Annotated in this window: 10 protein-coding genes; all 10 read right to left on the bottom strand. The window is 33.8% G+C overall.

Features of this window, described 5'->3' with window-relative positions:
* Positions 1-316: 316 nt before the first annotated feature.
* Positions 317-1,261: a thioredoxin-disulfide reductase gene (gene trxB, locus AST02_RS11575; protein WP_069817909.1), complete on the bottom strand. Its 945-nt coding sequence runs from the start codon at positions 1,259-1,261 to the stop codon at positions 317-319.
* A gap of 65 nt (positions 1,262-1,326) precedes the next feature.
* Complete coding sequence (locus AST02_RS11570; RefSeq protein ID WP_069817908.1) at positions 1,327-2,763, bottom strand: tetratricopeptide repeat protein; 1,437 nt, start codon at positions 2,761-2,763, stop codon at positions 1,327-1,329.
* A gap of 24 nt (positions 2,764-2,787) precedes the next feature.
* Positions 2,788-3,264 carry an acyltransferase gene (locus AST02_RS11565; RefSeq protein WP_069817907.1) on the bottom strand — a complete coding sequence of 159 codons (477 nt, stop codon included), beginning with the start codon at positions 3,262-3,264 and terminating at the stop codon, positions 2,788-2,790.
* Between the two features lie 9 nt (positions 3,265-3,273).
* A complete protein-coding gene (gene lgt, locus AST02_RS11560; RefSeq protein ID WP_069817906.1) occupies positions 3,274-4,110 on the bottom strand; it encodes a prolipoprotein diacylglyceryl transferase in 837 nt (278 codons plus the stop codon).
* Positions 4,111-4,113: 3 nt separating this feature from the next.
* On the bottom strand, positions 4,114-5,049 hold the full coding sequence (hprK, locus tag AST02_RS11555; RefSeq protein ID WP_002508270.1) for an HPr(Ser) kinase/phosphatase: 936 nt from the start codon (positions 5,047-5,049) through the stop codon (positions 4,114-4,116).
* Between the two features lie 346 nt (positions 5,050-5,395).
* Positions 5,396-8,230 (bottom strand): excinuclease ABC subunit UvrA, encoded by a 2,835-nt coding sequence (uvrA, locus tag AST02_RS11550; RefSeq protein ID WP_069817905.1) that lies wholly within the window; start codon positions 8,228-8,230, stop codon positions 5,396-5,398.
* A 5-nt stretch (positions 8,231-8,235) separates the two neighbouring features.
* A complete protein-coding gene (gene uvrB / locus AST02_RS11545) occupies positions 8,236-10,218 on the bottom strand; it encodes an excinuclease ABC subunit UvrB (RefSeq protein ID WP_069817904.1) in 1,983 nt (660 codons plus the stop codon).
* 326 nt (positions 10,219-10,544) lie between these two features.
* The gene (locus AST02_RS11540; protein WP_002508273.1) at positions 10,545-10,775 is read right to left on the bottom strand and encodes a CsbA family protein; all 231 of its coding nucleotides are present in this window, start codon (positions 10,773-10,775) and stop codon (positions 10,545-10,547) included.
* 5 nt (positions 10,776-10,780) lie between these two features.
* A complete protein-coding gene (locus AST02_RS11535; RefSeq protein ID WP_069817903.1) occupies positions 10,781-11,422 on the bottom strand; it encodes a YfbR-like 5'-deoxynucleotidase in 642 nt (213 codons plus the stop codon).
* Positions 11,423-11,827: 405 nt separating this feature from the next.
* Positions 11,828-12,727, bottom strand: coding sequence for a COG3942 and LysM peptidoglycan-binding domain-containing protein (locus tag AST02_RS11530; protein WP_069817902.1), 900 nt, complete (start codon positions 12,725-12,727; stop codon positions 11,828-11,830).
* Between the last annotated feature and the right edge of the window lie 17 nt (positions 12,728-12,744).

The raw sequence follows: 12,744 nt of genomic DNA, 5'->3' as shown, positions 1-12,744 counted from the left end.
TTTTAATCGCAAAATTAGTTCTATGCTGTTAATAGTTTATTTATATTGGCATTTATACATTATATTTCATTTTTCTCAATATAAGTCTAACGAGTTAATATTATCACATTATATTTTACATGAAAAACGACTAAGGTAGTAGTTTTATCTATCGACACTATAAAGCTATAGCTGTTTCATTATGTAAAAAAGCTAGAATGTTATAACTTACTTATAGATCGTAAGTATGACATTCTAGCTATGACTGAATTTATCTATGATATTTTATAAAATCTTTTATAAATTATGACTTTACTTCATCAATGATTCAATTTATTTATGCTTCAATTGCATCGTTTAAATGTTCGATATATGCAATAGCACTTTGTGCAGCAATACTTCCGTCGCCAGTTGCCGTTACAATTTGACGTAAACCTTTTTCACGTACGTCGCCTGCTGCATATATACCAGGTACACTTGTACTCATGTCTTCATTCGTTAAAATGTAGCCAACTTCATTAGTAATACCTAAATCTTGGAAAGGTATTGTTAATGGTTTCATACCAATGTACACAAATACGCCATCACCATCTAGTGTTTGTTCTGTGCCATCTTTCGTTGATTCTAATGTTACTGAGCCTACTTTACCATCTTTATCATTAATTGTTTTCAAAGTGTGACTCCAAATAAAATCAATTTTATCGTTTTTAAATGCACGATCTTGTAAGATTTTTTGTGCACGTAATTCATCTCTACGGTGAACGATTGTTACGCTATCAGCAAATTTCGTAAGGAATGTTCCTTCTTCTACAGCTGAGTCCCCGCCACCAATAACAAATAATTTTTTACCTTTAAAGAATGCACCATCACATACGGCACAATAACTTACACCACGGCCACCTAGTTCTTGTTCACCTGGTACACCAATTTTTTTGTATTCTGCACCTGTTGATATGATTACGGCACGAGCAGTAATTTCACTATTACCAAGGTTAATCACTTTATGCGTACCTTTATCTTCTATAGATTTGATATCGCCATATTGATATTTTGCACCAAATTTTTTCGCATGTTCAAACATTTTCGTTGATAAGTCTGGACCTGTTACCATTTCAAATCCTGGGAAGTTCTCAACTTCTTCTGTGTTTGCCATTTGTCCACCTGGCATACCACGTTCAATCATTACTGTGCTTAAATTAGCACGTGATGCATAAACTGCAGCAGTCATTCCTGCTGGTCCGGCACCTATAATTGCCACATCAAAATCCACTTGTTCAGCCATTTAAATTGCCTCCTGTTTAATAATTCATTATGCGCAGTATATATGATTTCTTGCATTTCTTAAACTTATATGCTCACTAAATAATCTATCGTTTTATTTAAACGGTAAGAAGATATATCAAACCATTCCATTACTTGTTGTTTTGTTATTTTACTATCAGCATTACGATAATACATATACACAAATGCTGCAATATATTCATTTACATTTGTTAAATCTACTTTTTCAGATATAATCGCTTCTGCTTGATCAATCCATACAATAAATAATTCTTCATTATTTTTCAATGATTTCACACCATACAACATCAATAAGCCTCTGTGAATGAAATCTAATTTGTTTAATTTTAAATCTTGAATAATATACGTAAGATATAGCTTTTCGTAATCTTCCATAGATTCTAAAACTGCCCAAATTTCTTGTGTCAAAAGCACTTCTCGCCCTTTTAACTGATTTAATAAGAAAATACCATATAGCCTGTGATGGCTATCGTCATGGAGTAACAGTGGTAATACTTGTTCATCGAAATACATTTTACTCTCAGCAATAACCCAAGGTGCATAACCTACATCGACTTTAGTCATTTCTTGCAATTTCGACCAAAAATATTTACTTTCATCAATGTTATTTAAATGGTAACTGTTATAACTTAACGCGTTATACATTTGGATGGAAAGGAATTTTCCTTTTCTATAAAGTGGTTGTAATATTTTTTGCGAAGCTTCATATTGTTTCAAGTAACATAAAACGATACCTAGTTTAAATGACTCATCATCATTCATCGGCATGACTTTACTTAAAATTTTTAAATAGCGTTGGTATTTTTCTTTATCATTCGTATTATAAAGTAATAAAGTATAATGACATAATGCATGTACATCCGTATTATCTTCACTAAGCAATCGCTCAAACATTTCTTTAGCAATGTCATATTCATTCATATATAAATAACACATCGCAAGTAAATTACGCACTACGCGATGTTCTTGAATTTCATCATTTTGATTTAAGATAAATGTTCGTGCTTCAGGTAATCGTCCCTGAGAAAATAAGTATTGGAAAATAAGTTGTACTGCAAATAGCTGGCTTTCTGTCTCTATTTTTTCAGCTGAATTATAAGAAACTTCAAACATGTCTTCAAGTTCTTCTTTATAATCTTCATCTTTAGACATCGTGACATAATTTATACCAAATAAAAATGCTTTATTTGCTTCGTTTAATGTAATGTTTAATTGACTAAGCTGAAAATAACTTTCTTCTACTAACTCTTGTTGTGCAATATTTTCATAAAACAGATACTCCGCTTCACTACTCAGTCCTAAATTCACAAGACATTCCGCGTATTTTACTTTTACATCAAAATCTTGAGGTGACATTTCCAGCACTTTGCCATAATATTCTGCTGCCTTTTTATAATCTTGGTGCAGAAATTTTTGGTCTCCCAATTTTTTATAAAATTGACTATCTAATTTCATTGGTATTACTTTGCCGTTATGCGCCATCCATTATCACCTCCTAAATATTCATTAAGTTCTTATTTGCATGGGATTTCCATATGCTAATGCCGAATCCGGTATGTCTTTTGAAATAACAGTACCCGCCCCGACTTTAACATTTGCACCTATGCTTACACCTGGTAATATTGTAACATTCGCACCAATTAAAGTATTATCACCAATTTGGACACGTCCCGTTCGAAACTCATCAACGAGAAATTCATGAGTCAAAATTGTAGTATTATAGCCAATCACACAGTTTTTCCCTATAGAAATATACTCTGGGTATAATAAATCGGGAACCACTTTAAAAGCAAATGCTGTGTTTTCACCTATACTCATTTTCAATAAATTGCGATACACCCAATGTTTCAATTTCACATGAGGCAAGTACCTGCAAATTTCAATAATTATCGTTTGTTTAAATATTTTAAAGTATTTTATATAGCGATACATATGCCAAAGTGGGTTATTGCCTTTAACTTTAACTTTTTTTAAATTACGCATGATATTTTATCACTTCACTTTTTGATTTGACCAAGTTAACGGACCAACACCTTTGTATCTTGGTGCGTTATATTTCACTCTTCTGATAATCATAATCACAATACCTACTATAATCAGTATAATAGACATTAACTGTGCTACTCGAATATCACTTGTTAACATCAAGCTATCTGTACGCATACCTTCTACGAAAAATCTGCCGATGGAGTACCATATCAAATATAGACAGAAAGTATCGCCTATACGTAAATGTTTTCTAAGCAAGATCAGTATAACAAAGCCTAAAATGTCCCAAATAGATTCATATAAAAATGTTGGCTGATAGTATTTGCCGTTAATATACATATTATTAATAATAAAATCTGGAATATGTAAGTTTTCTAAGAATGTTCTTGAAACAGGACCACCATGTGCTTCATGATTCATAAAGTTGCCCCATCTTCCAATACCTTGACCTAAAATCATACTTGGTGCAATGACATCACCAATTTGAAACGGATTAATATTTTTTTGTTTACAGATGATAATCCCTGTAACAAATCCGCCTATTAAACCACCATGTATTGCAATACCACCATGCCATATCATCGGAATTTCAATTGGGTTTTGAATATAATATGGCCACTGGAAAATAACAAAATAAAGTCTCGCCACAATAAATCCAAATATTGCACTCCAAAAAATGATATCAACTAATGTATCTTTATCAAAGCCAATACGTTTGACACCTTCTTGAGCAATAAAATAACCCAAGAGTATCCCCACTGCGATAATAATACCGTACCAACGTACCGAAATAGGTCCAAGCTCAAGCGCAATTGGATTGATATAATTTAATGTCATCATTACCTATTTCTCCTCACTGTTGCTACCGTTTCGTAATATTTCAGCATTTAAGCGATCATTAAACTCTTCTGCTGTATTGATGCCCATAATATTCAGACGGTAATTCATTGCCGCAACTTCAATAATAACCGCTACGTTACGTCCAGGTCGTACAGGAATTGTTTTTTTCGTAATTTCAGTATCTAAGATACGTAATTTTTCTTCATTTAAGCCGACTCGATCATATAATTTGTCTTTATGCCAGTTTTCTAAATGAATATTTAAACGCAATCTTTTTTCAGTTAAAATCGAACCTGCACCAAATAATGTCATTACATTAATGATACCTAAGCCCCTTATTTCTAATAAATGTTCTATTAACTTAGGTGCTCTCCCAATTAATTCGTCTTTACTGATTTCTCTAATTTCCACATTGTCATCTGCTACTAATCTATGACCACGTTTTATTAATTCTAATGCTGTTTCACTTTTACCAATTCCAGAATCACCAGTAATCAGTACCCCTACACCATAAACATCGACAAGTACCCCATGTAGCGATGTTGTTCTAGCTAGTTCATGTTCTAAAAACGTAGTTAAACGACTCATTAATTGTGTAGTAGCAATCGTCGACGCAATTAATGGTGTGTCGAGTTCTTTTGCTGCAGCGATAAGTTCCTCTGGAGGTTCTAAATCTCTCGTTACAATAATCGCCGGCGTGTCTGGACGACATAACTTTCTCATACGTCCTTTACGTTCTTCATCTGGTAATAAATTATAAAAAGATAATTCCGTAGTACCTAATAATTGAATACGGTCAGATGCATAGTGAGAAAAATAACCTGCCATTTCCAAACCTGGTCTTGAAATATCTGTATTTTTAATTTGTTTGTTTAAACCTGCTTCTCCAACAATGAGATCAAGTTCAAAGCGGTCTACTAAACTCTTTGTAGTTAACATAGTTCACCTCTATCAATATTTCTCTTACATTTGCAATATGATATTATCATATCAAAAAGAAATGATAATCCATATCAAAAAGTGTAGAAGATCGATAATTCAATACATATCTATAATATCTATCATTATATCAATTATAAACGATATCAGACACTAGTGACTCATTATATTTTCAATTTATTCATTTAATTTACTATAAATCATTTTTTGTGTAGTTGTTGCTTTTAAATACAAAAATACCCCCTTCAAAGTTTGTACATTAAAGTACTTACTTTAAAGAGAGGCATTCATACTTTATGTAACCCACCTTTTTGGATAGCGTTACATTAGTAATTTTCATATATTTTTATTTTACTGTATCTCTTTCTAGCACAGGTTTTAAGTATTGTCCTGTGTAACTTTCTTTTACTTCTGCAATTTGTTCTGGCGTGCCGGTAGCTACAAGCGTACCGCCTCCGTCGCCACCTTCTGGACCTAAGTCAATAATATAATCTGCCATTTTAATAACATCTAAGTTATGCTCAATAATAACTACAGTATCACCATTTTCTACTAGTTTATTAAGTACTTTTAATAATCGCCCAATATCGTCAACATGTAAACCAGTAGTGGGCTCATCTAGTATATAGATGGAGCGACCCGTAGAACGTTTATGCAATTCAGAAGCCAGTTTAACACGTTGTGCTTCACCACCAGAAAGTGTCGTTGCTTGTTGACCGAGTGTAACGTATCCTAGTCCAACATCAACTAATGTTTTCAATTTGCGATGAATTTTAGGTACTTTCTCAAAGAAATTAGTCGCTTCTTCAGCTGTCATTGCTAAAATATCTGCAATGTTTTTACCTTTATACGTGACCTCTAGCGTTTCTCTATTGTATCTAGAACCACCACAAATTTCACACGGCACATACACATCTGGTAAGAAATGCATTTCAATTTTTATAATACCGTCACCTCTACAAGCTTCACAGCGACCACCTTTTACATTAAAGCTAAAACGGCCTTTCGTATAACCTCTTACTTTAGATTCATTTGTTTGAGCGAAGATATCCCTAATATTATCAAATACGCCTGTATAAGTTGCTGGATTTGATCTCGGTGTTCGTCCAATAGGTGATTGATCAATATCGATTATACGTTCAAGTTGATCTATTCCTTGAATTTCGTCACAATCGCCCGGTTTTACTTTTGATTTATTAATGTGTTTTGCTAATGATTTATACAGCACTTCATTAACTAACGTACTCTTACCTGAACCTGAGACACCTGTAACTACTGTCATTGTTGATAATGGAAAATCTACGTCAATATCTTTTAAGTTATTACTTCTTGCGCCTTTAACGCTTACTTTTCGGTCAGTTATTTCACGGCGTTCTTCAGGTACTTCTATCAGCTTTTTCCCACTTAAATATTGACCAGTGAGTGATTTTTTCTGATTCATTACTTGTTTAGGTGTACCACTCGCGACAATTTCGCCACCATGTTCACCCGCACCTGGGCCTACATCAACCAAATAATCAGCCGCACGCATTGTATCTTCATCGTGTTCTACGACTATCAAAGTATTACCTAAGTCACGCATTTCTTTTAATGTGCTTATGAGTCGATCATTATCTCGTTGGTGAAGACCGATAGAAGGCTCATCTAACACGTAAAGTACACCTGACAGTCTAGAACCAATTTGTGTAGCAAGACGAATTCGTTGCGCTTCACCACCTGATAGCGATCCTGATGCACGATTAAGTGTTAAATATTCTAAACCGACGTTATATAAAAATTCTAAACGCGAGTTAATTTCTTTTAATATTTGATCTGCAATTTTTCTATCTTGTTCTGACAATTCGATATGTTCGTACATATGCAACGCATCTTTAATTGAATGTTCAACAACTTCTCCAATATTCTGACCAGAAACATATACAGATAGTGCTTCACGACTTAAACGTTTACCATTACAAGTTTCACAAGGTAGCTCTGTCATATATTTACTCATCATCTCTCTAACAAGTTCGGATGGTGAATCATGGTAGCGACGATTAATATTATTAAGCACACCTTCAAATTCCATTGTTCGTTTACGTGTTTGACCATTACGTTGCTTGAATGTGAACTCAATTTCTTTACCTTTAGAACCGTTTAAAATGATATCTTGTTGTCTATCTGTCAATTTTTTAAATGGTTTATCCATATTAATTTTATATACTTCACAAACACGATTTAATAATGTTGGATAAAAATCTGAACTTGAAGATTCCCAAGCTATGATCGCACCTTCATTTAAAGTTTTGTTAGTATCAGGAACCACTAAGTCTACATCTACCTTTAATTTTAATCCTAAACCATCACATGTTGGACATGCGCCAAATGGGCTGTTAAAACTGAACATACGTGGCTCTAACTCACCAATTGAAAAACCACATATCGGACAAGCATGGTTTTCTGAGAATTTTAATTCTTCTCCATCAATGATATCAACGATTAACGTACCTTCAGCAAGTCTAATCGCAGTTTCTATAGAATCAGCAAGACGTCCTTCAATACCTGCTTTAACTACCAAGCGATCTATTACCACTTCGATGGTATGGTTTTTATTTTTATCTAAATTTGGCACTTCGTTTACATCCATAATTTCGCCATCAACACGAACGCGTACATAACCTTTTTTGCTAATGTCGTCTATGAGTTTTTCTTGTGCGCCTTTTCTGTGAGAAACCACAGGAGCCAATAATTGGATTTTAGAACGCTCTTCAAGTTGCATCACTTGGTCTACCATTTGTTGTACAGTTTGTGATTCTATTTCAATACCGTGATTAGGACAGAATGGTTTACCTATACGTGCGTAGAGTAACCGTATATAGTCGTATATTTCAGTTACCGTCGCTACAGTTGATCTTGGGTTCTTACTTGTCGTCTTTTGGTCAATTGATATCGCAGGTGATAAACCTTCAATTGTATCAACATCCGGTTTGTCCATTTGACCTAAAAATTGTCTTGCATAAGCACTTAATGACTCAACATATCTACGCTGTCCCTCAGCGTAAATTGTATCGAAGGCAAGTGAAGATTTTCCAGATCCAGAAAGTCCCGTCATTACGATGAGTTTATCTTTCGGTATTTCAATATCTACATCTTTTAAATTATGGGCGCGAGCCCCTTTTACTACAATGGATGGTTGTTTCATATGTGTCACCCTTCTGCTTTTAATTCAAACAACATGTCTCTAAGCTCTGTTGCTTTTTCGAAATCTAAATCTTTGGCTGCTTGTTTCATTTCTTTTTCTATATTTGCGATTGTTTTTTCGCGTTCTTTTTTCGTCATTTTCTTAGGTACTTCAGTTTGTTGTTGTTCATTCGTTTCATCATTCTCGACTGTGGCACTAATAACATCATGAATTTTCTTATTAATCGTCGTAGGCGTGACATTATGTTTTTCATTATACGCTTTTTGAATTGTACGACGTCGTTCTGTCTCATCAATGGCATAACGCATGGAATCGGTAATCTTGTCACCATACATAATAACTTCACCGCGACTATTACGTGCTGCACGTCCACTTGTTTGAACAAGCGATCTATGAGAACGTAAGAAACCTTCTTTATCCGCATCAAGAATAACAACAAGAGACACTTCTGGTATATCGATACCCTCTCTTAATAAGTTAATTCCAACAATGACATCATATGTTCCCATACGTAAATCACGAATAATTTCTATACGCTCCAACGTTTTAATTTCTGAATGTAGGTAATTGACCTTAATGCCAGCTTCTTTCAAATAAGTCGTTAAATCTTCACTCATTTTTTTAGTTAATGTCGTAACTAGCACACGTTCATTACGTTCAATGCGCTCATGAATTTCACTTATTAAATCATCAATTTGATTTTCCGTTGGTCGCACTTCAATCTCAGGATCTAAAAGACCTGTCGGACGAATGATTTGTTGTACCATTTCATCTGTATGTTCTAACTCGAATGGACCAGGTGTAGCAGATACATAAACGAGTTGATTGGTTTTTTCTTCGAATTCTTCAAATTTTAAAGGTCTATTATCCAAAGCACTCGGCAAACGGAAACCATGATCTACAAGTACTTGTTTACGTGCACGGTCTCCATTATACATACCCCTAATCTGAGGTAATGTCACATGTGATTCATCAACCATCACAAGCCAATCATCGCCAAAATAGTCTAATAACGTATACGGCGTTGACCCCATTGGTCTTAACGTTAAATGAACAGAATAGTTTTCAATACCAGAACAGAAGCCCATTTCACGCATCATTTCTAAATCATAATTCGTACGTTGTTCTAGTCGTTGTGCCTCTAATAATTTATTTTCTGAGCGTAATTCTGTTAAACGTTCTTCTAATTCATTTTCAATTCTTTGTATCGCAGATTTCATTTTCTCTTCACGTGTTACGAAGTGGGAAGCTGGGAAAATCACAAAGTGATCGCGCTCTCTTAAAACTTCACCCGTTAAATAATTCACTTCACGGATACGATCAATTTCGTCACCGAAAAATTCTACACGAATACACATTTCTTCTCTCGAAGCTGGAAAAATTTCAACAACATCTCCTCTTACACGAAATGTACCGCGTCTAAAATCAATATCATTTCTCGAATATTGAACGTCTACTAATTTTTTTAAAAGTTCACTTCTATCCATTTCCATACCAGCACGAACACTGACTACTAAATCTCGATATTCTTCTGGATTACCTAAACCATATATACAGCTGACACTCGCAATAATAATGACATCGTCTCTTTCAAAAAGTGAACTTGTCGCTGAATGTCGTAATTGGTCAATTTCATCATTTATTGAAGCATCTTTTTCAATAAATGTATCAGTTGATGGTACATAAGCCTCTGGTTGATAGTAATCATAATAACTGACAAAGTATTCTACTCTATTTTCTGGAAAGAATTCTTTAAACTCACTATATAATTGCCCTGCTAATGTTTTATTATGCGCGATAATGAGTGTCGGTTTCCCTACTTGTTTAATAACATTACTCATCGTAAAGGTCTTACCTGTACCTGTCGCACCGAGTAAAGTTTGATGACGTTTGCCCTCATTAACGCCTTTAACGATTTTCTTTATCGCCTCTGGTTGATCACCTTGAGGTGTAAAATCAGATTGTAATTTAAATTGATGGTGTTCCATAGTGACACATGCCTCCTATATAATTTCTAACGATACGAACATACCTGATGTGTCTATGTTTAAAATGTATATACCACTGTTGCTGTGTGTCTGCATCAAGTTTGCAGATTCATATTCTCGTTACATATTTTAACAGATTTATAAATAGAAAAGCAAACATTTGTTCGCTTTTTATCTTCTTGTATATAAAGAAAAACAAACATAGTTCTGTCACCATGTTTGCCTAAGTTGTCTTTGTTTATCCTAAAATAAACTATATTGTTTAATCTATACAATTATAAAACGCTTATTTAACTATAGCAATTAAGTTGCTTAATACTTATTACTCAGTCATCTTCTTTTTTATGAAATTCTAATTGATCGATAATAAGGTAACCAGCTAGCAACGAGGCGACATCTATAAAAATGATCCATTCATTATGAAAAAAACCTTTTTGAACGGATGCACCAATTATAATTAATGTTAAAATCGTTCCTACCCATTTACTTCGTGTCAGCACACTGAAAAATACCACAAAAATACATGGAAAGAAGGATGCGAGCACATACCAAATCATTCACTTCACCCATTCCTATTATTTAAAATAGCCATTGTTGTTTCACGTAATTCTGATCTTGGAATGAATTTCTCCGTTAACATTTCAGGAATAATATTATCTATAAAATCTTGTACCGAACTTAGATGATCAAATTGCATAATTGTTTCTAAGGACATCTCATATATTTCAAAAAATAGTTGTTCAGGGTTACGCTTTTGTATTTCCCCAAATGTTTCATATAATAAATCTATCTTGTCAGCTACAGAAAGTATCTGACCTTCTAATGAGTCGTCTTTACCTTCTTGAAGTCTTTCTCGATATATATCTTGGTAAGCTTCTGGAATTTCTTCATTTATAAAATGGTCTACCATTTCTTCCTCGACTTGTGAGAAGAGTTTTTTTAATTCACCACTTGCATATTTAACTGGTGTTTTGATATCACCCGTAAAAATTTCAGCAAAATCGTGATTTAACGACTTTTCATATAAACTCTTCCAATCTACTTCATTACCATGGTATTCCTCTACTGTAGCCAAATATTGTGCAATTTTTGTCACCTTAAATGAATGCGCAGCGACATTATGCTCAAAGTATTTAAATTTTCCCGGCAATCTAATTAATTTTTCTAAATCAGACAAGCGTTTAAAATATTGATGTACTCCCATGACATCGCCTCCTAGTTTGTTTAATGAATGATTATACTTAATTTTATAATATCATTCAACAATCAAAATGTCTTATCAATGTAATTGAATTTAACTAATTCAATTTATGAGGCGCCTAGGACATAAATTCATATCTCAGTCCCGTTGTTATTTTGGCAGAGTTGGCTAGGCATATACTACGAAATCTTATTAGAAAAATTATATTGCTGTCGCATTATTTTATTCATGACATTATTTAACCACAATGAACTATAAACATAGAACCACTCCAAAACATGATGGAGTGGTTCTATGATGTACCATTTATTATACTAAGCAAAGCTCACCTCTAATATAAGCTCACTATCAATCACCTTTTTTATGTATTCAGATGATATTGCAAGTATATAGTAGGTATATGGTTTGCTAATGAATATAATTATATTGATCAGTGTTGTGAATTGTTCTATAAGATTTTTGTCCTACACCTTGCCAATTCATTTCTGATACTACAATTGATCCATCTGGATTTTTACGTTCTACAACACCTACATGACCATAGTTACCGGCATTACTTTGGAAAATCGCACCCACTTCAGGTGTACGGTTAACTTTGTAGCCACTATTACTCGCTGCCGAAGCCCAATTATTTGCGTTACCCCAAAGGTTACCTACTGATTTTCCTAATTGTTGACGACGATCAAATGCATAGTATGTACATTGTCCCCAATCATAATAATTACTACCATTTGAAGCTACCTGTGTTGGTTTATATTGATTAGAATACATTTGTGTACTTTCATTTTGATTATTTGCTGCTTCTTTTTCTACGTAATCCCAAGTATGCTGTGTTGTCGGTACAAAGTTGTTTGATGTTACTGGAACATCATTATCTTCCCTTGTTTCATTCTGTACTTGCTGTTCGTTAAAAATACTTTGAAGTTGGTTGTTTAAATGTGCTGAACCCTTTTCAGATACTGCCACTAATTGTCCAGGATAAATAATTTCTCCTAGATTTGGGTTTAACTGATAAAGTTGTTCTAAATTAAGCTGATATTTAGCAGCAATATTTAAAACCGTATCTCCTTGCTTTATTTCTACTATATCTTTGTCTGGAAGCACTAATTGCTCTCCTGCTTGTACAGTTACTTTGTCATTCAATTGATTTAATGACTGAATTTCATTTGTTGTTGTGGCAAATGTTTGCGCTATATCAGATAATTTAGCATCTTCTTTTACTGTGTGAATTTGGTCTGCTGATGCAATACCATTAAAACCAAAAAACAATGCTGCCGATGTTACAGAAAATGTTAATCCTTTCTTCATTACATATTCAACCCTTT

The organism is Staphylococcus equorum (assembly GCF_001747895.1).
Classification (GTDB): domain Bacteria; phylum Bacillota; class Bacilli; order Staphylococcales; family Staphylococcaceae; genus Staphylococcus; species Staphylococcus equorum_A.
The sequence above is the reverse complement of the archived record's forward strand: the minus strand, read 5'-3'. Positions and strand labels throughout refer to the sequence as shown.

Bases quoted from the DNA above. Each gene is read 5' to 3' on its own strand.
- AST02_RS11565 (WP_069817907.1), bottom strand. From the start codon at position 3,264: ATGCGTAATTTAAAAAAAGTTAAAGTTAAAGGCAATAACCCACTTTGG.
- AST02_RS11535 (WP_069817903.1), bottom strand. From the start codon at position 11,422: ATGGGAGTACATCAATATTTTAAACGCTTGTCTGATTTAGAAAAATTA.
- uvrA (WP_069817905.1), bottom strand. From the start codon at position 8,230: ATGAAACAACCATCCATTGTAGTAAAAGGGGCTCGCGCCCATAATTTA.
- AST02_RS11530 (WP_069817902.1), bottom strand. From the start codon at position 12,727: ATGAAGAAAGGATTAACATTTTCTGTAACATCGGCAGCATTGTTTTTT.
- AST02_RS11540 (WP_002508273.1), bottom strand. From the start codon at position 10,775: ATGATTTGGTATGTGCTCGCATCCTTCTTTCCATGTATTTTTGTGGTA.
- hprK (WP_002508270.1), bottom strand. From the start codon at position 5,049: ATGTTAACTACAAAGAGTTTAGTAGACCGCTTTGAACTTGATCTCATT.
- trxB (WP_069817909.1), bottom strand. From the start codon at position 1,261: ATGGCTGAACAAGTGGATTTTGATGTGGCAATTATAGGTGCCGGACCA.
- lgt (WP_069817906.1), bottom strand. From the start codon at position 4,110: ATGATGACATTAAATTATATCAATCCAATTGCGCTTGAGCTTGGACCT.
- AST02_RS11570 (WP_069817908.1), bottom strand. From the start codon at position 2,763: ATGGCGCATAACGGCAAAGTAATACCAATGAAATTAGATAGTCAATTT.
- uvrB (WP_069817904.1), bottom strand. From the start codon at position 10,218: ATGGAACACCATCAATTTAAATTACAATCTGATTTTACACCTCAAGGT.